The 21,720-nt window shown below is 42.6% G+C and carries 23 protein-coding genes; 9 read left to right on the top strand and 14 right to left on the bottom strand.

Translation table 11 applies throughout. The features are described 5' to 3' along the window. Window positions 1-13 precede the first annotated feature (13 nt). From HCJ66_RS08425 to HCJ66_RS08400, 6 genes are all read left to right on the top strand, one after another. On the top strand, window positions 14-2,824 hold the full coding sequence (locus HCJ66_RS08425; RefSeq protein ID WP_187132725.1) for a sigma-54-dependent transcriptional regulator: 2,811 nt from the start codon (window positions 14-16) through the stop codon (window positions 2,822-2,824). A 300-nt stretch (window positions 2,825-3,124) separates the two neighbouring features. After that, complete coding sequence (locus HCJ66_RS08420) at window positions 3,125-3,547, top strand: mannose/fructose/sorbose PTS transporter subunit IIA (RefSeq protein ID WP_187132724.1); 423 nt, start codon at window positions 3,125-3,127, stop codon at window positions 3,545-3,547. After that, window positions 3,547-4,035, top strand: coding sequence for a mannose/fructose/sorbose PTS transporter subunit IIB (locus tag HCJ66_RS08415; RefSeq protein ID WP_187132723.1), 489 nt, complete (start codon window positions 3,547-3,549; stop codon window positions 4,033-4,035). Before HCJ66_RS08420 ends, HCJ66_RS08415 begins: the two co-directional genes overlap by 1 nt. 69 nt (window positions 4,036-4,104) lie before the next feature. Continuing rightward, window positions 4,105-4,929 (top strand): PTS mannose/fructose/sorbose transporter subunit IIC, encoded by an 825-nt coding sequence (locus tag HCJ66_RS08410; RefSeq protein WP_187132722.1) that lies wholly within the window; start codon window positions 4,105-4,107, stop codon window positions 4,927-4,929. 20 nt (window positions 4,930-4,949) lie between these two features. Further along, entirely contained in the window at window positions 4,950-5,810 is an 861-nt protein-coding gene (locus HCJ66_RS08405) for a PTS mannose transporter subunit IID (protein WP_187132721.1), read from the top strand. A 434-nt stretch (window positions 5,811-6,244) separates the two neighbouring features. Further along, window positions 6,245-6,712 carry a DUF986 family protein gene (locus HCJ66_RS08400; protein WP_181675032.1) on the top strand — a complete coding sequence of 156 codons (468 nt, stop codon included), beginning with the start codon at window positions 6,245-6,247 and terminating at the stop codon, window positions 6,710-6,712. A gap of 39 nt (window positions 6,713-6,751) precedes the next feature. On the opposite strand, the gene HCJ66_RS08395 is transcribed toward HCJ66_RS08400, so the two are convergent. Next, a complete protein-coding gene (locus HCJ66_RS08395) occupies window positions 6,752-7,135 on the bottom strand; it encodes a hypothetical protein (RefSeq protein WP_187132720.1) in 384 nt (127 codons plus the stop codon). Window positions 7,136-7,206: 71 nt separating this feature from the next. Further along, window positions 7,207-8,349 carry a serine hydrolase domain-containing protein gene (locus HCJ66_RS08390; RefSeq protein WP_187132719.1) on the bottom strand — a complete coding sequence of 381 codons (1,143 nt, stop codon included), beginning with the start codon at window positions 8,347-8,349 and terminating at the stop codon, window positions 7,207-7,209. A gap of 144 nt (window positions 8,350-8,493) precedes the next feature. Here HCJ66_RS08390 and HCJ66_RS08385 point away from each other — a divergent pair, with 144 nt between their 5' ends. Beyond that, a complete protein-coding gene (locus tag HCJ66_RS08385) occupies window positions 8,494-9,366 on the top strand; it encodes an ROK family protein (protein ID WP_187132718.1) in 873 nt (290 codons plus the stop codon). 49 nt (window positions 9,367-9,415) lie between these two features. Here HCJ66_RS08385 and HCJ66_RS08380 read toward each other — a convergent pair whose 3' ends face one another. After that, window positions 9,416-9,757 (bottom strand): GRAM domain-containing protein, encoded by a 342-nt coding sequence (locus tag HCJ66_RS08380; RefSeq protein ID WP_187132717.1) that lies wholly within the window; start codon window positions 9,755-9,757, stop codon window positions 9,416-9,418. Window positions 9,758-9,973: 216 nt separating this feature from the next. On the opposite strand from HCJ66_RS08380, the gene HCJ66_RS08375 reads away from it, so the two are divergent. Beyond that, complete coding sequence (locus HCJ66_RS08375; protein WP_187132716.1) at window positions 9,974-10,705, top strand: sirohydrochlorin chelatase; 732 nt, start codon at window positions 9,974-9,976, stop codon at window positions 10,703-10,705. Between the two features lie 59 nt (window positions 10,706-10,764). Here HCJ66_RS08375 and HCJ66_RS08370 read toward each other — a convergent pair whose 3' ends face one another. Continuing rightward, on the bottom strand, window positions 10,765-11,652 hold the full coding sequence (locus tag HCJ66_RS08370; protein WP_187132715.1) for a diacylglycerol/lipid kinase family protein: 888 nt from the start codon (window positions 11,650-11,652) through the stop codon (window positions 10,765-10,767). Window positions 11,653-11,818: 166 nt separating this feature from the next. Between HCJ66_RS08370 and HCJ66_RS08365 the strand changes: the two genes are divergently transcribed. Further along, on the top strand, window positions 11,819-12,580 hold the full coding sequence (locus tag HCJ66_RS08365; protein WP_187132714.1) for an alpha/beta hydrolase: 762 nt from the start codon (window positions 11,819-11,821) through the stop codon (window positions 12,578-12,580). Between the two features lie 216 nt (window positions 12,581-12,796). Here the strand turns inward: HCJ66_RS08365 and HCJ66_RS08360 are convergent, their stop codons facing one another. The 10 genes from HCJ66_RS08360 to HCJ66_RS08315 form a co-directional block, all read right to left on the bottom strand. Beyond that, complete coding sequence (locus HCJ66_RS08360; protein WP_187132713.1) at window positions 12,797-13,609, bottom strand: polysaccharide deacetylase family protein; 813 nt, start codon at window positions 13,607-13,609, stop codon at window positions 12,797-12,799. Window positions 13,610-13,631: 22 nt separating this feature from the next. Next, the gene (locus tag HCJ66_RS08355) at window positions 13,632-14,279 is read right to left on the bottom strand and encodes a GntR family transcriptional regulator (protein WP_187132712.1); all 648 of its coding nucleotides are present in this window, start codon (window positions 14,277-14,279) and stop codon (window positions 13,632-13,634) included. 22 nt (window positions 14,280-14,301) lie between these two features. After that, the gene (locus HCJ66_RS08350; RefSeq protein WP_187132711.1) at window positions 14,302-15,051 is read right to left on the bottom strand and encodes a hypothetical protein; all 750 of its coding nucleotides are present in this window, start codon (window positions 15,049-15,051) and stop codon (window positions 14,302-14,304) included. A 486-nt stretch (window positions 15,052-15,537) separates the two neighbouring features. Then, the gene (locus HCJ66_RS08345; RefSeq protein ID WP_187132710.1) at window positions 15,538-16,158 is read right to left on the bottom strand and encodes a PepSY domain-containing protein; all 621 of its coding nucleotides are present in this window, start codon (window positions 16,156-16,158) and stop codon (window positions 15,538-15,540) included. Between the two features lie 90 nt (window positions 16,159-16,248). Then, entirely contained in the window at window positions 16,249-17,238 is a 990-nt protein-coding gene (lplA, locus tag HCJ66_RS08340; RefSeq protein WP_187132709.1) for a lipoate--protein ligase, read from the bottom strand. A gap of 67 nt (window positions 17,239-17,305) precedes the next feature. Further along, window positions 17,306-18,175, bottom strand: a complete 870-nt coding sequence (locus HCJ66_RS08335) for a metallophosphoesterase (protein ID WP_187132708.1) — start codon at window positions 18,173-18,175, stop codon at window positions 17,306-17,308. Window positions 18,176-18,226: 51 nt separating this feature from the next. Further along, window positions 18,227-19,498: a GTPase HflX gene (hflX, locus tag HCJ66_RS08330; RefSeq protein WP_187132707.1), complete on the bottom strand. Its 1,272-nt coding sequence runs from the start codon at window positions 19,496-19,498 to the stop codon at window positions 18,227-18,229. Window positions 19,499-19,895: 397 nt separating this feature from the next. After that, window positions 19,896-20,405: a GNAT family N-acetyltransferase gene (locus HCJ66_RS08325; RefSeq protein ID WP_187132706.1), complete on the bottom strand. Its 510-nt coding sequence runs from the start codon at window positions 20,403-20,405 to the stop codon at window positions 19,896-19,898. Window positions 20,406-20,498: 93 nt separating this feature from the next. Next, on the bottom strand, window positions 20,499-21,116 hold the full coding sequence (locus HCJ66_RS08320; protein WP_187132705.1) for a flavin reductase family protein: 618 nt from the start codon (window positions 21,114-21,116) through the stop codon (window positions 20,499-20,501). Further along, window positions 21,109-21,717, bottom strand: a complete 609-nt coding sequence (locus HCJ66_RS08315) for an alpha/beta hydrolase (RefSeq protein ID WP_187132704.1) — start codon at window positions 21,715-21,717, stop codon at window positions 21,109-21,111. The genes HCJ66_RS08320 and HCJ66_RS08315 overlap by 8 nt, the downstream gene beginning before the upstream one ends. Window positions 21,718-21,720: the final 3 nt, after the last annotated feature.

Genomic DNA, 21,720 nt, shown 5'->3' with positions numbered 1-21,720 from the left:
GGAGGGATACGTAATGAAGCGTATAGAGCGTATTTATCAGTATATAAAGCAACACGACTATGACAATATAAAGCAACAACTGGAACAAAATGAAGGCATCACTGCAACCGAAGTATCAGATGCACTCGATATTTTACGAAACAATGTCAGTATGGAGCTCAATGAACTGCACCGCCAAGGAAAAATCATCAAAATTGCAGGTCGCCCAGTTCGCTATTTTGATCGCCAAGCCATCGAGGAAAAAATCGAGCGCTTACTGCCAGATGACGAACTAGAATTTGAAAATTGCCAGTCATTACTAAAAATACTCCGTCATAATATGGTACAAAGAAGCCCGTTCGACGACTTAATCGGGTCAGACGCCAGTTTGCGAACACAAGTCGAGCAAGCCAAAGCCGCTGTACTCTATCCGCCAAGTGGTCTGCACACGTTGATAGTTGGGCAAACTGGCGTCGGAAAAACGTTATTTGCAAACTTGATGTATCGCTATTCCCAACACGCCGAACGCTTATCGAGCCAATCTCCATTCATCATTTTTAACTGTGCGGATTACTATAACAACCCGCAGCTCCTGATGTCTCACATTTTTGGTCATACGAAAGGTGCTTTTACCGGTGCGGAAAATGAAAAAGAAGGGCTCGTCGAAAAAGCAGATGGCGGTATTTTGTTTCTAGATGAAATTCATCGTCTCCCACCAGAAGGTCAAGAGATGATTTTCTACTTGATGGATACGGGGACATTTAATAAGTTAGGCGAGACGGATCGGCGCCGCAAATCGAACGTACTCATCATTGGTGCAACGACAGAAGACCCCGAGTCCTCTTTACTGCGCACCTTTGTTCGGCGGATTCCGATTGTGATTTCTTTACCAAGCTTGGAAGAACGCACCGCCAAAGAACGCGTCGATCTCTTGAAGAACCTACTTTCAAACGAAGCGCACCGCATTAGTAAGCCGTTACGGATTGAAGATGAAGCCGCAAAAGCGTTGATTGGTAACACCACTTTTGGTAATATTGGTCAATTAAAATCGAATATTCAGCTCGTCTGCGCGCAAGGTTTTTTAAATAGTTTTGATAAAGACGAGGAAATCTTAATTAACTTTAAAACGCTACCGATGAACATCAAAGACGGTTTCTTCCATTTTAGTGGGCGCAGAAAAGAATTGCAGGAAATCTCGAAATATCTCGATCCATATACGGTGATCATGCCAGAACGCGGCAAACAACTCATCAATTCCGACGAGTACGAGCCTGATTTCAACTTGTATAAAATCATTGAAGACAAAGCGTCCATCCTTATGGATCAAGGCGTGGAGGACGAGGATATCAAGAAATTTATCACGATGGACATCGATGTGCACCTCAATAGCTTCTATAATAAATTCAAAAATACGATTCACGATCGCGAAAATATCTTGAAAATCGTCAATGAAGATATTCTGAATTTCACCGAAGATATCCAAGTGAAGATTGAGCAACAACTCGGGAAAAAGTTGAATGAGCGTTTCCTGCTCGCTTTTAGTCTACACCTCACCTCTTTCCTCAAGCGAGCGCGTAGTAACAAACCGCTGAAATACACCAATATCGAAAATGTCGTCAATGATAAGCCGGAAAGCTATGCCATCGCGCGCGAAATGAAGAAAGAAATCGAAGCTGAATTTCAGATTCGCGTGCCTAATATGGAAGTCCTTTATTTAACCTTGCTAATCAGTTCGTTGCTGAAAGAACAAGAGGAAAATCGTGTTGCCGTCCTTGTTGCGACACATGGAAATAGTAGCGCGACAAGTATGGTTAATGTCGCGAAGAAGCTTCTCGGCGAAGGCCTCGTGGACAGTATCGATATGCCACTTGATCTCAGCCCCAAAGTCGTTCTCGACAAAATTACCCAGCGCGCGCGGGAACTCGATATGGGACGCGGCGTCTTGCTTCTTGTTGACATGGGTTCACTCACTAGTTTTGGCTCCGTGATTTCCGAACGCACAGGTATTCCGGTTCGCACAATCGACATGGTTTCCACCGCTACCGTCATCGAAGCCGTCCGCAAATCCAATATTCTCGACATGGATTTAGACAGCATTTACGATTCGCTAAAAGATTTTCGTGGTTACGGCGGTTACGATTCCGAGGCTACAGCTACATTAAGCGATAAACCACACGCAATCGTCACCATTTGCGCAACCGGCGAAGGCACTGCCGAAAAACTCCAAACCTTCATCGAGCACATTCTAGAAACAATCACCACCGATAATATAAAAGTCATTCCGATCGGCGTTCACGAAGCCAATCAAAAAATCGATCAATTACAAGAAGAAAACGACATCCTGATGATTGTTGGTATCCATGATCCGAAAGTCCAAATCCCGTTCCTACCAATCGAGCGACTTTTTGCCAAGGACGGAGAGGAGCAAATCATCCAACTCGTCAAACAGCGCGACATTTTCATCAAGAAAAGCGAGACAAACTGGATTGCCCGCGAAGTCATTGAAGACAGCCTCAGCGAATTTCTAACGTATCTCAATCCTAAAAAAATTCTGCCAAGCCTGTTGAAATTCGCAAGTATGCTCGAAACGCAGCTACAATACACCATGGAAAACACACTTAAAATCAATCTGCTTATCCATGTTGGGTGCGCCGTTGAACGCATGGTTTTAAAAGATAGCCTCACCTACCATGAGTCAAGTAAAGCAATCATCGACACAGCGATTTTCCAAGCCATCCAAGAAGCGAGTCTCACCTGCTTCCAACCGATGAAGCTAACTCTCACAAATGATGAACAATACTATATTTATGATATCTTGACCAAAACGCACCAAACAACCGAATAAAATAACTACTACTGCGAAAAAACTCCTGTTTATGAAGTTTTTTCGCAGTTTATTGTTTTTAAGCGATAGTATTAGGGTAATAAACACTGTATGTACGGATTGATATTCTAGTACGCAATAGTATATCATTCAGCATCCCTACCGTATCAATCTACTAGCATACATAACTTAAAAGGATGAGTTAGCCCCCATTTAGGCGCACGAAGCAACAAGCGCGACGAATACAAAACATTGGCACGCTCCTTGCAAATACATGAGGTGATAACAACATCCTAACAAACAGAAAAAGGAGGAATTAATATGCCAGTAGGTATCATTATCGGGACACATGGCGAAGCAGCCCGCGAACTGCTTAAATCAACAGAAATGATTATTGGTAAGCAGGAAAACGTGGAGTTCATCACCTTCGTTCCAGGGGAAAACACCGATACATTAATTCAAAAGTTCACTGAAAAATTGGATGCTATTGATGCTTCCGAGGGTGTTCTTTTTATGGTTGATTTATTTGGCGGCAGCCCCTATAATGCGGCGAGCCAAATTGCTTTACCGAAAGAAAAAATGGATGTCGTGACAGGAATCAACATTCCGATGTTGCTTGAAACCCTATCCATGCGTGCCGTGAGCGGTTTAGAAGATTTACGAGATATTGCCCTTACAGCTGGTCGTGAAGGCGTTAAATCACTTAAACAATCACTTAAAAATGTCGAGGAGGATGATTTATAATGGAGATCCGTTTAGCAAGAATTGATGACCGCCTTATTCACGGTCAAGTAGCCACTGTTTGGACAAAAGAAACACAGGTAGAGCGTATTATTGTGTGTAATGATGAAGTTGCAAAAGACGAAATTCGCAGCACCCTACTAAAACAAGTCGCACCACCAGGCGTTGTATCAAACGTAGTAGATGTTGAAAAAGGGATCCGTGCCTACAACAATCCTAAATATGAAACAACTCCTGTTATGCTACTTTTCACGAACCCAACCGACGTATTGCGTTTCGTTGAAGCTGGCGTTCCGATTAAGAGCGTGAATATCGGTGGAATGGCGTTTCGCGAAGGTAAAACGCAAATCACCAATGCCGTTTCGGTAGACGAAAAAGATGTGACTGCTTTTAGAGCACTCCACGAAAAAGGCATCGAGCTTGAAATCCGTAAAGTTGCAGCGGATAACAAAGTAATGATGATTCAACTGCTTGATAAAGAAGGCCTATAAAAGAATCGTATCGCGTTTTTTGACATTATTAATTTATTCTAGTAAAGCAAAATTGGGAGGGAATTTTATATGGATCCGATACAAATAGTTCTCGTCTTCCTTGTAGCTTGTATCTGTGGTATGGGGAGTATCTTGGATGAGTGGCAATCTCACCGTCCGTTGATTGCTTGTACGCTTACAGGTCTTGTACTTGGCGACATGACAACCGGTATTATTATAGGTGGTTCACTGGAAATGATCGCGCTTGGTTGGATGAACATCGGGGCAGCCGTTGCACCTGATACAGCCTTGGCATCATTAATTTCTACAATCTTAGTTATTTCAGGGGGACAAGACATCAGCGTTGGTATCTCACTTGCGATTCCACTTGCTGCTGCTGGTCAAGTTTTAACGATTCTAGTTCGTACAATTACAGTCGGTTTCCAACATTCAGCTGATAAAATGGCCGAAACAGGGAATCTGAGGGGAATAGATATGCTCCACGTCACGGCCCTGCTGCTCCAGGCGATGCGTATCGCCATTCCCGTTCTAATCGTTGCCCTTTCAATGGGTACAAGCGTTGTAACAGATATGTTGAACGCGATTCCAGATTGGCTCGTTAACGGTCTAAACGTTTCCGGTGGCTTTATCGTTGTTGTCGGGTACGCGATGGTTATCAACATGATGGAAGCGAAATACTTAATGCCGTTCTTCTTCCTCGGTTTCGTAGTCGCAGCCTTCACGACGTTCAACTTAGTAGCACTCGGTGTTCTTGGACTTGTAGCAGCTATTGTCTACATCCAATTGAGCCCTAAATATTATCTAAAAGAAGCACTTGCCCAATACGATGCAAAAAATGGCGGCGGCGGTGGGTCTCGACCAGCGAATGACCTGGACGACGACCTAGACGACTAAAAAAGGGAGGTAACCAAATTATGAGTAGCGAAACAGCAAAAGTAACTGTTGGCGAGAAAAAGCTAACAAAACGTGATTTAATGTCCGTATTTATTCGTTCCAACCTATTCCAAGGTTCCTGGAACTTTGAACGTATGCAAGCTTTGGGATTCTGCTTTACCGTTGTCCCAATCATCAACCGCTTATATGAAGGAGAAGAACGTACCGAAGCCATTAAGCGACATCTCGAATTTTTCAATACGCATCCTTATATGGGAGCTCCAATTTTAGGGGTAACCGCTGCAATGGAGGAACAAAAAGCAAATGGTGCGCCAATTGATCAAGCAGCCATCAATGGTATTAAAGTAGGTCTGATGGGGCCACTTGCCGGTGTTGGGGATCCAATTTTCTGGGGAACGATTCGTCCAGTATTCGCAGCCCTCGGTGCTTCATTCGCATCAACCGGTAGTATTTTTGGACCACTTCTATTCTTCGTACTCTTTAACGCCGTTCGTCTTGGATTCCGTTATTGGGGCGTTTTCTACGGATATCGTAAAGGAACCGATGTTGTTTCCGATATGGCCGGTGGTGTTATCCAGAAACTAACAGAAGGTGCCTCAATCCTTGGGCTGTTCGTAATGGGTGGACTGGTAAATAAATGGACGAATATTGATATTCCAGTTGTTGTCTCTACTACAACGAACCAAGAAGGTAAAACAACAACGACTACTGTACAAGATATTTTAGATAGCTTAATGCCTGGTATCCTTGCATTAGGACTAACATTTGCTTGTATGTGGTTGTTGAAGAAAAAAATCAATGCACTGTGGATTATCTTCATGTTATTCGGTCTAGGTATTGTTGGTTATGTACTTGGAATCTTCGCTGTTCCTGGTTCTTGAATAGAGCATAAACTTTCGCCTTACCCGAAAAAAATGGGTGAGGCGATTTTGCTTTATCTTGAGTTTATTCAAGCATCTATTCTATTTGAAAACAACATATAGCATGACGGTTTGTTCTCTAGCTCCTATTGCTTCTTTGGAGAACACATCGCTATTACTTTCTGCACCCTCTTTATTAAAAATCCATGTCTGTAACATGTATTGCTTTCCTTTTTTGATTTCTCCATCATCAAATAATTGAGTTTGTGCGGTGTTAGCATTTTTAGCTTCAAAAACCTCTTTTGGAATGATGAATCTATCTTGTGAAATTGCCCCACTGTCATTTTCCCGTTAGTATCTTCAAAAATAAGCGAACTAGCGATGTGATTCGGTTCCTTTTTTAGGTAGGAAATGATACAATGAGAGCAGAATTTAATGAATGCAGGTGTAAAATAATGAGCATGGATGCAACAAATATTTTCTTAATTGTCATGATTATCGGCGCGTTTTTATTTTCCGTTTATGATGGCGTCATTCTTCATTTTTGGAAAGGTAAAACCGTTCTTAGTGTCCCGCTTCGTTCGCGAGGGAAATGGGATGGATACATATTCGTTGGCTTAATTGCGATGCTGTTTATCTCGAACGCGTTTTTACGTCACGGGCCAACTTCCACGTCAGTCTTACTAGCCATTCTGGGCATTCTCTTCTTCTATATTTGTTTCATCAGAAAAGGGCGCGTTATCTTCAAGGAACATGGTTTCTTCTACGCCCTCCTCTTCTTTGAATACAAAAAAATGGAGCGCATTAACCTATCTGAAGACGGCGTACTTGTGATTGAAACCGGTCGTCAACGTTTACTCCTATTCGTTCGCAATGAAGAAGATTTAGAACAGATGCTAAAAGTCTTTGCGGAAAAAAGTTAAAAAAGTAGCGTTTGGGCAAAATTCCCAAACGCTACTTTTTTAAATACCTACTTTACTTAAATGAATCCGTTCCACTTCAAACTCAATAAATTTCCCGTGTAAGGCTTCGATTTGTTCATCGTATTGTGTGTTAAAACAAATGATACTATCCTCTAATCGCAAAACGGCAAAACCGTCCTCCTCATAGTCTTCTAGCTGTCCAATAACATGAACACGCGCATCTTCCGTCTTTTCTAAAATACAATGCTTCTCGTCACTCTCCGCCAATTGTGCCGCCGTCAAATGTTGGGGTATTTCGATATCTACCGTATATTTGCGATTCGACTCGGGCTCGTCATCATTCCAAATTCCTTCACACGTGCCGAAATCACTTTCAAATCTAACTTGCCCAGTCGCAAGCTTTTTCTGAATCCTAATTTCCACTAAAAAATTCCTCCTGAAGTTTTTTCGCTTTTGTATATTATAGCATGAAATTGGCAAATCGCATCTATTTTTTACTGCATCGCGCTATAAATTTCTTTCACAAGTGCACCATTATCTTTTTCCATCCGAATATTAGAAAAAACAATGACAGCATCCCGGTAATCTTTCGAAAAACTATTTATCGTCTCATAGTTATAGAGCACACCACGAGAAATATAAAAATTCGGCCGCGTATAAAAGCCATAACCGTAATTCCCAGCGCCAGCCTGAAGCATACGTGCCAAGCTTGCCTGATTCACCAGTTTACCATCTGTTAACGCCTTATTAAATAGATAAATATCTCGCGGTGGCATATACATATTCCCAGCACCGAACAGTTGCGATGTATCCTGCACAAAGCTCGTTTTCGTCAGCACTCCATTCGTTGATTTATAGCTCACCGATTCATTAGGATGCGTGAAAAAAGAATCACCAAAACTGGTTGCTTTCATGCCAGACGGTGCCAAAACATGCTGCTTCAAATAGGCCTCTAGAGACTGATGCGACAGCTTTTCAACCAATCTACCCATCACGGCATAATTATCATCTTGATAGTCCCACGTACCCGGTTGGCGCTTAATACCCACCGCCTCAATCTGCTCCAAAATCTGCTGCGATGTCACTTTGTTGTTACCTTTTTTACGGCCCTCTAAGCCCGAAGTATGCCCTAGGAAATTCTTAATTTTGATGGTTTGTCCATTTGGAAACTCAGGAAAATACTTCGCTATTGGATCTTCGACGTTCAGCAATCCTTTTTCCTGTAATTGCATGATTGCTGTTGCGACCACCGCTTTTTCCATCGACCCTATAAAAAATAAGCTTTGACTTGTATTGACTTCCCCAGTCGTTTTATTAGCCATGCCATAGCCCTGATTTATAATGGTTTTGTTATCCTTGACGACATATGCCGCCCCGTTAAATTGATGTTTCTTTAGAATTAAATCAATTTTCGTTTTGAGCGAGGCATGTGGATCAATCACAATGTTCGCCTTCACATTTGCCGTCGACTCCTCGTTCATACTCATTTCGTCTGCTGTTACCTTAGAATGTGCCTGCATAAACAAATAAGCACTCCCTAATCCCCCAAATAAAAAGCAAGCAATGACTGTAAAAATAATTCCTAGACGCCGCGTTTTGCGTTTCTTTTGCGCCCGCTCTGTTCTGCTCACATGCATTTTATTTCCTCCTTGTTATAATAAGTACGACATAATTGTAACACTTTGTAATATAATTTTCCATCTTTCTTTTTATTCCCGCTTGTTTTTTCAGAACAATACACGTATGCTTGAGTTAATTCAGAACAAAGGAGTTCGAAAAATATGACATTGTTAGCATTCGATATGGGCGGTACCGCCGTCAAATACGCTTTAATGGAGCAAGACGGAACAATTCTATCCAAGGGCAAATTCAAGACACCAGACACACTGGATATACTCATAAGCCAACTACAGACCACTAAAAATACATACCAGACACATCCATTGAAAGGTATCGCCTTCAGCTGTCCCGGAGCCGTGAATAATGAAAGCGGTATTATCGGTGGCGCCAGCGCAATTCCATACATTCACAATTTTCCGTTCCGACAACTACTAGAAGAAAAATTAGAGCTACCCATCACACTCGAAAATGATGCGAATTGTGCAGCACTTGCCGAAACATGGCTTGGCGTAGCAAAAAAAGCCAGCGATATTCTTTTCCTTATCATCGGTACAGGAATTGGTGGCGCCGTCATCAAAAATGGGAAAATCCACGCCGGTGCCAATCTTCATGGTGGCGAATTTGGTTATATGATTATGAATGACAAGCTAGAAAATCTAAGCGACACAGGAACCGCTGTCAATGCCGCTACACGTATCGCAAAACGAAAAGGTTTAGCCTCTTTAAGCGGTATCGAAGCCTTCCAATTAAAAGAATCCGGTGACCCCATCGCTACCCAAGAAATAGACAGCATGTTCCGTAATCTCGCAAAAGGTATTTTTAACTTGCAATATGTATACGACCCAGAGCTCATCGTGATTGGCGGCGGTGTCAGCGAGCGTCCCGATTTCCTCCCTGCCATCCAAACACAACTCGATGATTTACTACAGAAAATCACAATCGCCAAAGTAGCACCAACACTCGTTTCCTGCAAATTCGGAAATGATGCGAACCTCATTGGTGCCGTCGCGAATTTCAATCAGATCAACGGTTAATCACAAATAAGACCAAACACCACTATTTCGGGCGCTTGGTCTTATCCTCTTATTTAGGCCAAATCAATTTTTCTGCTTCCTCGCGTTCTGTGAGTACTTCTTCTAAAACCGCCAACCATTTCTTCTGCTTATTAATCACAAACTGGAATATATGCCCCTCTTTTGTCTCCACCTCAAGTAAATTAGATAACATATCCCGTCCTAAAATCTTCGTCATCACGCCCTCAATCCGTGTCACATCTTCAAAAGGAATCATAACATCTTCCGCAAAATAATCATTTGGCTTGTGAATCAAATACTCTTGCGTTACATAAAGCTTTCCCGGTACCGGTTTAAAACCATTTTTCAGATTCGCCAGCCCTTTGTAGACAACATCTAGCGACTCACCCATACATTGCTCCTCCTTGTTCTCTCCTATTTCTTCCACCTATCTATTTACAATCCGTTTATTACGAATTCTCAACCCTTGTCACATCATGGCATCCGTCACAATTTGGTGACATTTAAAATGTTTTTTTACAAAAACAACTTGGCTTACACCTCTATGCAGGTTAAAATGTAGAGTATACAGCAATGCTATACACCATTTTGGAGGGAGTTAATCATTTTGCGCGCAATAATTTATATCGGTAACGGCACACAACTCGCCGAGGGCAATGCAGAATTTCGTACATTTATCGCCGAAATTAGAAAGAAAAGACCCGAAACAATCCAAGAATTAGGTTTTCTAAGCATGAGCTATCCTACTATCGAAATCGCCTGTGAGAAGGCTATCGCAGCTGGTGCAGATGAACTCATCGTCGTTCCAGTATTCCTATTTTCAGCGATAAACATCAAATATGAAATCCCTAAAATTCTCGACTCCCTTACCACGAAACACCCTGAAATAACGATTAGAATGACCAAAACATTTGGCTTCGATCCAGAGATAATCGCATTAGCCAAGGAAATAATATTAGAGACCAATATCAATTTCACGAATTCAGAGGCCGTCCTGCTTGTAGGGCTTGGTAATGAGCGCGATAATGAACCAGCAAACCGACTTTATAATGTGTCTCAATTGCTAGAATCACAGCTACACTTACCTGTTTTCCATAGTGAAATCAAAGGCGAACCATGCTATCCAAAAACACTAGAAAAGCTGGTCACTAAATTCGAGAAAATCTATATTCTCCCTTATTTCCTATTCACGGGCGCTCACGTCGTTGCGATTGATCAAGAACGGCTACATTTACAGAAATTATATCCAGACTGCGACACCATACTTTGCGAATCCTTTCACTATCATCCACTGCTAGAACAAGCCATTCTTCATAAAATCACCGAACTAACCGGCTGATTCAAACATCTGGAATGCTCCGAATCTAAGTATTCCAGATATTTGAATCGCTAACGACATTAACTAGGCACTAATACATCCAAGTGTTCCCGCAAAACTTCAATTTGGATAGGGAACGTATCTCCAGGATCGCCGTCAACATTGACCTTCACATCAGGATCTGTGCAAGAAATGTCTAGTTTTGTCGTGGAAAAATACATCACGCCATCTGCTTTTTTCAGCGTACCTAAAGCGATTTGCGGTAGAATTTTGGCAGCATCAATTAAGCCCAGTTTCGTTAAAATAAACACATGAATCAGGCCATCATCCACCTCGGCTTCTGGCGCCCATTGCTCCATACCTCCGACTGAATTCGTCAAGCTGGCGATAACTAACCCCGCTTTGCCATCCCATTCCCCGTCATCATATTTCACTTCAAATTCTAGCAATTCGTGACGCGCAAATGCTTTTAACCCTTCCGCAAAATAGGCGACAGAACCAAATTTCGTCTTTTGCTCCACACTGACTTTATCGACAGCCTCCGCAATCATCCCAGCCGCAAGCACATTCATGAAGTATGTATCGCCAATTTTACCGATATCCATCGGCCGTTTCCGTGCTGTTTCAAGCGCTTTTATGGCACGATCCGCTCGTAATGGAACGCCCAGCGACCTTGCCAAATCGTTCACCGTACCCAGTGGAATAAAGCCAAATGCTGGTCGATGCGGCTTCTCAGCAATGCCATTAATGACCTCATTCAGCGTACCGTCTCCTCCCATCGCGATAACCGCTTCATAGCCATTATTAGCCGCCTCATGCGCGAATTCCGTTGCATCGCCACCTTTTTGCGTCACTTTGACCTCCACCTCATCAAAACGCTTTAGCAAGGCTTGATGCGCCCGATCCTTGTATACTTTACCTTTCTCTTTGCCAGAGGAAGGATTCACAATCAATAATGCTTTTCCCATTATGTAACACTCTCCTTCAATATACTCCTTTTCATTATACCCTGTTCCCACACCATAAAAACAGCAAAAACACACCAACTCGAGGAATTATTACTTGAAAAATTGCTCATTTGGCGTTACAGTTAAAACATAGTATTTCACTTGGGTATTGTAAGGAGGATTAAAAATGGAACGAATCACATTCAAAAATGAAGCCGGATTGACACTAGTCGGTCATTTTTATACCGCTCCTTCAGAGTCTATTGTCATCATGACACACGGTTTCCTATCCAATAAATCATCGAGCGGGCGTTTCGATCGCTTCGCCTTAAAATTACAACAAAACGGCTATAATGTCCTAACCTACGATTGCAGTGGCTACGGAGAAAGTGATGATACCGCTATCCATTTTGAGAAACAAGTGGCAGATTTACAAGCAGCAAAAAGATATAGCTACCAAATCGGAATGAAGAAATTCGCTTTCTGGGGTCACAGCCTTGGCGGACGATTATCCTTAACTTGTTATGAACCAGACATTGAAACCATGGTGTTAACCGGACCAGTTACCGGTGCTATTGCTTATCAACACGTAGACAATTTTTCAAAAGAGCAGGTCGCACAATGTGAATGCAATGGTAGCACGGTTTTTTACGTCGATGATCCTTGGCGTTCTGAAATCGTGTTGGATAAACAAATGTTGACTGATTTTAATCATATGGACCAAGCCGCTACCCTGAAAAATGTTCACTGTCCAGTTCTTGTGATTCACGGTACAGAGGGCGATTTAGAACGGAAGCTTGCACAAATTACGAAGCAAGGCACCGAGCTTTTTCCAGATGGCACAAAAATAATTGAGCTTGACGGCGCTGATCACGGGTTTATGGAGCAGTTAGACGAAATTGAAACGCTTGGCCTTCATTGGCTATACGAGCACTTCTCTGTAAAGTAAAAAAGAGGCAGCTACAAAGCAAAAGCGCCCTCCCATTTCTTCGGGTAGGACGAAAATTCTGCTTTATACAAATCGAGCGAAAGCGTTTGTATTCAGGGGATTTGGTGGAAGCCGGAAGCGGAGCATACTTGTGTATGTGAGAACCGGAAGTCCGCCAAATCCCCTGAATGCGAGCGCTTCTCGCCGATTTATCTGGGTTATGCCCCAGACTATTTTTTACTTTACAGCTGATTCCATCGACATTCCAGGAACCATCCGGACGCGTGGTAATGTGTACATGCCGTCCTTTTTATTCGCTTTTCCGACTTCCGTCGTGAATCCCATCGTGTACCCTGTTGCCTCTGCTGCGCGTACTGTGTCTTCATTGTAACGACCTACCGGATAACAAATACTATTCACCTTTTTGCCTGTAAAACGCTCTAGAAAAGCCTTAGAGTACTGCAACTCTTTCAACTGTGCCTCGTAGGAAAGCCTATTTAATTCGTAATGGTGGACCGTATGGCTCTCCATTTCAATGCCATACGCACTCATCTCTTTTAAAGCCGCCTCATCAAAATGATTATTTTTTGCAATTTTATCTGTAATCACGAAAATAGTTGCTTTCAAGCCATACTTTTTAAGAATCGGATAAGCATTCGTATAATTATCTTGATACCCATCGTCAAACGTTATGACGACTGGCTTGTCTGGGACATTTTTACCTATTTCGAGCAAAGGAGCCAGTTCCGCAAGCGTCAGTGTATAATAGCCATTATCCGAAAGCCATTTCATCTGTGTATCAAATTCATTCGGAGGAGTAATCAGATTATTTTTCACATTCGTATTGATAGAATGGTACATCAAAACAGGGATTTGCAGCGTTTCTGGATTCATATCTGTTCCGAGTTGCACTGGTGGTTTTACCTCATTTGTCACAGGCGCTGGCTTCTTTTGAGGTACCAGTTCTGACGGCTTCGCTTCGTTCTGACCACATGCCGCGATTAGCAAGCAACAAAAAATAGCAAAACATAGACGTAAATATCGCTTCATGTAAGAACTCCTTTTGCCTTTTTTATCTGAAAATAAATAGAATCCGGTCATTAATAATTTGCTTCACAATAGCCCGCGCTTCCGAGTAATCACGTGATTCCAGACAACGACCGCAAGTTACATAATTATCGAGGGTTTTATCAAAGAGCTTGGTCGCGGATTGAAAAACATCTGGCTCACCAAACTCCAATAAATCGTCATAAAATTGATTCACAACCTGCAAATAATAGTCATTTTTGGCATAACTCAAAATTTCATTTAAGAACCAACGTTGATATTCCATGCATTGTCGCTCTGTTGCCTCTTCCAGTTTCAAAAAATCAGTAGCTTTCTCACGCACACGACGATTCGAAAATGTAAGTGATTTCGCCTCTATTTTATCGATGGTGCCTATTAGGAGCAACTCCATAATATCTAGCATTTCTATATACCGTTCTTTTGTAATCGCACAATTTTTTACAATGACCCCTTTATAATCCTCAAATTCCAAGTATCCATCCACTGTCAGCATCGCAAAAGCCTTCCGAACCGGAGTCCTGCTCAATTCAAGTTCTCGCGAAACATCCGCCTCAATCAGACGTTGCCCCACTTGAAATTCTCCGCGCTGAATCTTCTCCTTAATCATTCGATACGCCTTACTTTCCAGTGTTTCATTCCCAGGTTTATTCATTCATTGACTCCCCTTGATTGATTTAAAATATCGCTTTCCCATCAATGATTTCTTTTAAAATATCACTATTCGCAATCACTAACTCCATTTCACGATATGGCTGATAATCCGTATTTTGCTCCATAATATAACTCGCACTCAGTTCTTGCATAACCTGAATCAAAGCCCGCGCACTACGCTTGTTAGCATCTGAAAAATACGAAATAACATACCCAATAATTCGCAAAACTGACGCTAAAAAAAGCACAAATAAAGCCAGTATAACCGCTAGAAAAATACGATGCCCCTCTGGACTTGCCTCTAAAATAAAAACAGCACCAAGCGCTGCAAATATAAGCACAACTAGCAATATCGCCATATTTTTAATGGTAAAATTCTTTCTTAAAAGCGTATCGTCCTCTTCCAACACTTTTTGCAGTGTACTTAATTCTTCTGGTGAAGCGAATCCATTACGCGCCAAGTAATTCCGAAGCAAACAAAGCTTTAACATGTGCAATTTTTTAAAATCACGTATACGATACCTTTTCCACAATTCCTTCTGTGCTCTTCTAACAATCAACAGGTAATACACAAACAAAAAAAGTACCGCATATCCAATAAGTCCCGTCCAAAGTCCACCAACACCAAAAGCCAAGCCAAAAGCAGTCGGTAAAGCCAACAAAAGAATCATCAGCAAGCAAAAAGTCCAAATCCGCTGCGTCATAAATCCATATATTAAGTTATAATTACTAAGTTTCGTCCGATAAAACCGAATCAGCTTTTCCCCCGCCATAAACCAACACTCATTCCTTCGCATTCTTTCATCCTAGTTTATCACGTAAAGCCAAATAATAAAAGCCACAGATTATAAAAAGTCTGTAGCTTAAACAAAAGAAACCCGCACCAATCGCGAATAAAATGACTAGTTAATAAATCCTTTCCCATCACTCGAAAACAAGCGCTCCCACCTAACTGGTAAAAAAAAATCACGCCCTATCCAGAAAAATAGTTCGTGATTCTTACTTATCATATCTCTCCAAGCTATCTTCGCGTAGCCCTACACGACACTTCCGTGCCGCCAAACCTCAGCGAGTCAGCAAATGCTTAGATCCTAGGCAAAAGCGAGTACCGGAGCGGAATGTACGATTTGTACATCAACTGAAAACAAGGAGGGAGTCTTATCCCCGACCATGTGAGAAGTTATGCGAAACGAAGAGTAGAAGAGCACCGGAACGGAGCTTTTAACGACGGAGATGAGCGTTTGCTGGCTCGCTGAGCCTTAGTCGTCTTGTTCGGTGGATAGCACTTCTAACGTTTTGGAATCCAATTTCACTTCAACCTCTTGGTTACCATTCATGATTTGAACACTGTAATATGTTTGGTTTAATTCGCGTTCAATCGTCCATTCTTTCACTGTTCCAGCTTGTTGTTTCAGCGCTGCTGTCATCGCTTCTTGCGGTGTTTTAATACCTGTTAAATCAAGTTTTTCATTTGCTCTTTCGTTGCCATTTGCATCTTCTGCGTCAAGCTTTTCATTGTTATCTTGTAAAATTGCTTTCGTATCCGCATCGAATTTCATTTCAAACTCATTAGAATCATCTACACCATCAATGGTATAAACAAATTTTCCAAGCTCTTGCGATAATTCAACCGATGTCACGTCTGCTTCAGGATGTTTATTCTTGAAAATTTCAACGGCGTCTGTATAGCTCATCGAAAATTTCTTGTTATTCAAATCTGTTGTCGATGTGTTCGAATTAGAGTTACTGTTTGTACCTGAATCTGTTGTTTGTTGCGTGTTGTTCGAATTGTTGTTATCATTCGCATCATCATCTCCACAAGCTGCGAGCGTCCCTACCATTACCGTTGTCATTGCAATTACACTAATTTTTTTCCACATATTTTATTCCCTGCCTTCTTTAGTTTATAGATATAGTCTAACATATCACTACTGTGCAATACATCATACCAGAGACTTAGATTCTAAATTTCACTGAAAAATAATTGTTCGGAGCTCTTCTTTTGTGACTTTACCAAAATAAAGCGGTACATCGATTTTTTCTAAAAAAGCATCTAGCGCTTCTCGTGTATAGGTAACTCCTAACAACTTATTTTCAACTACTTTAATATCTCCCGTTGCAAAAAAATCTCCGAAAATTTGAGCGGTTGTAATACGTCCTTTCTCGACTTGGAATTGCATTTCTACCAGTCCACCAGAAAATTTCTGCTCATTTTTAACGTTGAATTTAGGGGATTTCCCATAGTTCCAGTCCCAATTTCGATAGCGCTCTTTTTGAATTGTACGAATCTGCAGCCAATCTTCCTCAGAAAAAACATAGGTAGGTATCTCCGTTGTTTGGAAAATAGATTGTAGCAAGACTTGTTGAAATGTGTGGATATCCATATCTTCACGCAGATGTTCGCGTATATTCGTGACGCGTGATCGAACGGATTTTACGCCTTTCGCTTGTAATTTCAACGGATTCACACGTAGCGCTTTTTCAACATTAGCTAGGTTCACATCAAATAGTAATGTTCCATGACTGTACAATCTGCCACCCGTCGCGAACTGTGCATTTCCAGATATTTTTCGACCTGCAATCTCAATATCATTACGGCCACTCAATTTTGCGTCCACACCAAGCTCTATCAACGCATCGATCACTGGCTTTGTGAAACGTTCAAAATTATTAAAACTCGCTCCGTCATCTTTCGTAATGATACTGAAACTTATATTCCCCTGATCATTATAAACCGCGCCACCACCTGAAAGCCTCCGCAAAACTGGGATATCATGCGCTTCTATGTAGGCTTGATTAATCTCGGCTAACGTATTCTGGTTCTTCCCCACAATGACCGTCGGATGCATCCTGTAAAACATCACATACATCTCATTCGCATCTAAATGACGCAACGCAAACTCCTCTATCGCAAAATTCTCCGTCTGATCCAAACAGTCTTTCGTATCGATATAAATCACGAACTTCTCTCCATCCATAAAAGGGCTTGAAACATCAGTTTTCCAGCTGCGCTTCAAGCCCTTCTTGTTATTTATGCCGTAATATTATGATTGGTAAATCCGGCTCATTAAAAACGCGCGGTACAAGTGTAGCATTACCAACCCCGCGACTGATAATCATCGCCTTACCGTTCGCCTCTTTCAAGCCCGCGGTCCATTTTGGCATAAAACCTTGGTGGGGCGCATATAAACCTTCTGTGAAAGGCAATCGCACTTGTCCGCCATGGGCATGCCCACAACAAATGAGATCAACTGGGGCTTGTTGGTATAGTGGCCATTTCTCTGGTCGATGGGATAGTAAAAGCGTGAAAATCGAATCTGGAATTCCAGTCGTCGCTTCCTTCAATTCAGCCGCAACAATTTCTTCCTCACAGGCTATTTCTTCTGCAAAAGTAAGCTGGTGAGGTTTTTGAATCAGCATGCTCGGATCATCAATACCAGCCAATGCGAAAGATTTGCCATCACGCTCGATATACACATGTTGATTTTTTAAATAGGTAATCCCAGCTTTATCTAATTCCGGCAAAAGGTCTTCCAAATTCGCGCTTCGTGCCTCATGATTGCCCGTAACATAATAAATCGGGTAATGCCGCGCAAGCTTACGCATCAACGTTATCGCTGTATTAATGCCCTCATCGCCATCAAGCAAATCGCCTGTCACGACAATGATATCCGGATCAATCGACCAAACCTTCTTGATCAAACGATGATTATAACGACCAAACGTATCGCCGTGCACATCTGAAAGTTGCAAAATCCGAAACCCATCCAACTCCGGTGCAATTTTAGCCGAAACAATGTTGTAATCCGTTGTTCTAAGTTGCTTCGTTGACCAATACGCGTAGCCTGTAAAAGCTAGCGCGGCAAAACCTGTAACCTTCAAAAAATTATTTTTCATAGCTTCTATCCTTCACATCTTTTTTCCCTATTATAACAAAGATATCGCTTCTTAGCCTTCTTTTTGAGTATCCTCCCCAATAAATTCGGCATATTTCATCCGATCTGATTCTTGGGCATTCACCCGCAGAACCGTTCCCTCATTTTCGTAAGCCGTTTCAAGTACATCCGCATGTTCATTTAAATAAGAAACCACGTCCCCACGATCAAACGGAATCACAAAAGTCACCGTCTTATAATCGTTGAACACCTGCTCTTTAATCATATCGATGAGCAATTCAAGTCCTGCGTCCTCTCGCGCAGACAAGTATAAGCTATCGCCCTCACGTCTTGGGAACATCACATTCGTCGCCAAATCCGCTTTATTATAAGCAAAGATGATGGGGCGATCCGTAATATCCAGTTCCGCTAGTGTTTCCTCCGTCGTTTTCATCATCGCCTCAAAATATTCATGCGATACATCGACAACGTGAATCAACACGTCCGCTTCGGCTGCTTCCTCGAGCGTCGAACGGAAAGCTTTCACCAAGTTATGCGGCAATTTACTGACAAAACCAACCGTATCCGTAAGCAAAAACTGTTTTTTATCTGGCAAAACAATTTCACGAACACTCGTTTCAAGCGTCGCAAATAGCATATCTTTCTCAAAAACTTGCTTGTTTGCTGTCTGGCTGTGCACTGTGACCATCGCATTCATGATGGTCGACTTGCCGGCATTGGTGTAACCCACAAGCGACACAACAGGAATCTCATTTTTTTGTCTCTGGCGACGCTGTACTTGCCGCTCCGCCACGAGGCCGTCCAGCTCCTTATTCAGCTGACTGATTTGATTTTTAATGCGACGCCGATCCATCTCAAGTTTTGTTTCCCCAGCACCACGGTTTTTCAGTCCACCTTTTCCGCTTTGCTGATCCATCCCTTCCCCTTGCCCCACAACACGCGGCAGTTCATATTTCAAACGAGCAACTTGCACTTGTAGCTGCGCCTCTCTCGTTTTCGCCCGTTCCGCAAAAATATCTAAAATAAGTCGCGTCCGGTCCATCACTTCAATTTCTAGCAACTCCTCTAAGTTTCGAATTTGCGAAGGCGCCAACTCATCATTAAAAATAACGAGATCAACATCTTCATAATCCGCCAAACTCTTTATTTCATCTACTTTCCCGTTGCCGACATAGGTTGCTTTATTTTTCCGATCCAACTTTTGCGTAATTTCACCAACTGGCTTAATTGCATTAGCCTCCGCCAAATTGGCAAGTTCCGCCATCGAGTATTCAAAGTTTGCCTGTTGCATTGTAATTCCTACTAATATTGCTGTTCTAGTCATGAGTCATTCCTCCAGTGTTTTTTTATTTTTACACGTGCGAGGGTGTAGAGACGGCCAGTGCCCCAAAATAGGAAGTTCTAGGCACAACAAAAAGAAGCAGACAATTCATCTGCTCCCCCGTCAATATCGACACGTACCTTAAGAAAAAATCTAGGCACGCGAAAATATTTAGTTTTAGGGTTCCTTCGTGAAAGGCAGACCAATCCCGTGTCGAGTTCAGCGCATACTTCATAGGTACATTTCGAATTACCCCTCTGCTTGTCCTGAACTCATTCTCGCACTATTTAGTTACGTTTAGCGAATTTGGAATTCTAAGTCTAACATACCACATCTGGACAACCCTCCGATCATTTTAATTAGTCACATTGTAACATGGTAAAAAACGGTTTGCAAGTCATTAAATCAATTTAGACATCCAATATGTATCATAATAATCCGTGCCAATCATGAAGGAATCACGATGTGTGCCTTCGATTTCATAGCCAAGATTTTGATATAAACGCAAGGCTGTCTGGTTCTCGCACAACACGCCCAATTCGATCCGACGTACCACGCCACGCGCTTTTGCCCACGTTTCCATATGCGTAAATAAGCATGTTGCTACACCTTGTCCCCAGTGCGACTTCACAACACCGACTGCGATATATACGCTATGCTGCATCCGATTCGGTGGATTTCCATCTGCTATCAAAAATCCGATTAACTCCTCCGTTTCCATATCCTCCGCCACTAAAATAAGCGAATATGGCAAATCCGCAAAATACTCAATCCGTTTTCGCGCATCCTTCGTCGAAATCTCCCGCTCCCCAGCGCCGTAGAGCATATAATCCGTCTCACCATCTATTTGTAATTGCATTTTTGCAAATCGTTTCGCATCATATTCACAAGCTTCCCGAATCTGAATCATCGCCCACGCCCCCTTTCGCTAACTCATTTTCATTATAACAGAAAAAAAAACGCAGCGCCTAGGTGGATGCGCTGCGTTTTTCAAATAGGTTGCTTATTTAGGCCGTTCCACTATAAAAGTCTCGCCCAATTTTGCGTAATTATTCCCTGCTAAACGCGCCACGGGCTTCAGTTCATCCGTCAAAACGTACTGCTTCTCGACATCAAAAACGGACGCATCCGCATGATAAAATACCACGCGAGCCAAGATCAAATCGGTGACGGGATTTCCCTCATCATTCGAAATGGGAATATGCTGAAACAAGTTTGCCTCCATCCGAATCTTACCTTCTTTAATCGCCGGAACCGCCACTTTTTCACTCGGGACTACCGTCAAATTCGTCGCATCTAACTCGTTTTCCTCTGGCGTCAGTCTCGCCGCCGTCTTGTTCATTTCCGCCGTCAAATCCTCATCCACAATATGAATCACCAGCTCACCAGTTTCGAGAATATTCCGCGCCGTATCCTTCATCTGCCCATTATCCCGTTGAATCGCAATCGACACAATCGTCGGCTGACTCGACACCACATTAAAAAAACTAAACGGCGCCGCATTCAACACACCATTTTCCGATATCGTCGTCACGAAAGCAATCGGTCTCGGAATAATCGCCCCGCTCAAAAACTTATAATTGTCCTGCGGTGATAACTCGCTCGCATCCATCCTAATCATGTTGCGCCACATACCAATCACGCGCTGCTTCGACTTCCACCATCGTCAAATTATGCCCATTTTGCGTCCAAAGTGACGCGACCGCAGCCCCTCGATGACTCAGCGCATCAATCAAAGACTGAGATCCTGCCGCCGTCACCAACGGATCATTCACGCCCGCCGTCACAAAAACTGCCGCCCGATCCAACGTGAAATCAGGCATCTCCTCACCAGACGGCATCGCATGAAACAAAATCGCCTTTTGGAAACTCGCAGCATCCGTCAAAATCGCATTCGCTGCAATGTTGGCACCGTTCGAATAACCAACCGCAACCACATTTGCCGCATCAAAATCATATTTTCCAGCCAATACCCTGATTTCCGTCACTAATTCTCCCGTTTTCTCCTTCAAACTCGCCAAATCAAACGAGCCGTCCGCATACCGCGCGAAAAACCGATTGGCCCCATTCTCCGACACGTCCCCACGAAACGATAACACACTCGCGTCTGGCGCAATAATCTCCGCTAACTGCAACAACGACTGCTCATCGCCACCCGTCCCGTGAAGCAAAACAAGTGGCATCAAATCCTTCTTTTTCCCTTGTATAAAAATATGCTCCATCTC

Origin of the sequence: Paenilisteria portnoyi, assembly GCF_014322795.1 — a bacterium.
GTDB classification, from domain to species: domain Bacteria; phylum Bacillota; class Bacilli; order Lactobacillales; family Listeriaceae; genus Listeria_A; species Listeria_A portnoyi.
This window is presented reverse-complemented; position numbering and strand designations above follow the sequence as displayed.

Excerpts from the sequence above, each read along its gene's own strand:
- HCJ66_RS08335 (WP_187132708.1), bottom strand. The coding sequence starts at position 18,175 with ATGAAAAATAATTTTTTGAAGGTTACAGGTTTTGCCGCGCTAGCTTTT.
- HCJ66_RS08400 (WP_181675032.1), top strand. The coding sequence starts at position 6,245 with ATGAGCATGGATGCAACAAATATTTTCTTAATTGTCATGATTATCGGC.
- HCJ66_RS08420 (WP_187132724.1), top strand. The coding sequence starts at position 3,125 with ATGCCAGTAGGTATCATTATCGGGACACATGGCGAAGCAGCCCGCGAA.
- HCJ66_RS08325 (WP_187132706.1), bottom strand. The coding sequence starts at position 20,405 with ATGATTCAGATTCGGGAAGCTTGTGAATATGATGCGAAACGATTTGCA.
- HCJ66_RS08365 (WP_187132714.1), top strand. The coding sequence starts at position 11,819 with ATGGAACGAATCACATTCAAAAATGAAGCCGGATTGACACTAGTCGGT.
- HCJ66_RS08425 (WP_187132725.1), top strand. The coding sequence starts at position 14 with ATGAAGCGTATAGAGCGTATTTATCAGTATATAAAGCAACACGACTAT.
- hflX (WP_187132707.1), bottom strand. The coding sequence starts at position 19,498 with ATGACTAGAACAGCAATATTAGTAGGAATTACAATGCAACAGGCAAAC.
- HCJ66_RS08405 (WP_187132721.1), top strand. The coding sequence starts at position 4,950 with ATGAGTAGCGAAACAGCAAAAGTAACTGTTGGCGAGAAAAAGCTAACA.
- HCJ66_RS08385 (WP_187132718.1), top strand. The coding sequence starts at position 8,494 with ATGACATTGTTAGCATTCGATATGGGCGGTACCGCCGTCAAATACGCT.
- HCJ66_RS08350 (WP_187132711.1), bottom strand. The coding sequence starts at position 15,051 with ATGGCGGGGGAAAAGCTGATTCGGTTTTATCGGACGAAACTTAGTAAT.
- HCJ66_RS08370 (WP_187132715.1), bottom strand. The coding sequence starts at position 11,652 with ATGGGAAAAGCATTATTGATTGTGAATCCTTCCTCTGGCAAAGAGAAA.
- HCJ66_RS08415 (WP_187132723.1), top strand. The coding sequence starts at position 3,547 with ATGGAGATCCGTTTAGCAAGAATTGATGACCGCCTTATTCACGGTCAA.
- HCJ66_RS08345 (WP_187132710.1), bottom strand. The coding sequence starts at position 16,158 with ATGTGGAAAAAAATTAGTGTAATTGCAATGACAACGGTAATGGTAGGG.
- HCJ66_RS08410 (WP_187132722.1), top strand. The coding sequence starts at position 4,105 with ATGGATCCGATACAAATAGTTCTCGTCTTCCTTGTAGCTTGTATCTGT.
- HCJ66_RS08390 (WP_187132719.1), bottom strand. The coding sequence starts at position 8,349 with ATGCATGTGAGCAGAACAGAGCGGGCGCAAAAGAAACGCAAAACGCGG.
- HCJ66_RS08360 (WP_187132713.1), bottom strand. The coding sequence starts at position 13,609 with ATGAAGCGATATTTACGTCTATGTTTTGCTATTTTTTGTTGCTTGCTA.
- HCJ66_RS08315 (WP_187132704.1), bottom strand. The coding sequence starts at position 21,717 with ATGGAGCATATTTTTATACAAGGGAAAAAGAAGGATTTGATGCCACTT.
- HCJ66_RS08380 (WP_187132717.1), bottom strand. The coding sequence starts at position 9,757 with ATGGGTGAGTCGCTAGATGTTGTCTACAAAGGGCTGGCGAATCTGAAA.
- HCJ66_RS08320 (WP_187132705.1), bottom strand. The coding sequence starts at position 21,116 with ATGATTAGGATGGATGCGAGCGAGTTATCACCGCAGGACAATTATAAG.
- HCJ66_RS08355 (WP_187132712.1), bottom strand. The coding sequence starts at position 14,279 with ATGAATAAACCTGGGAATGAAACACTGGAAAGTAAGGCGTATCGAATG.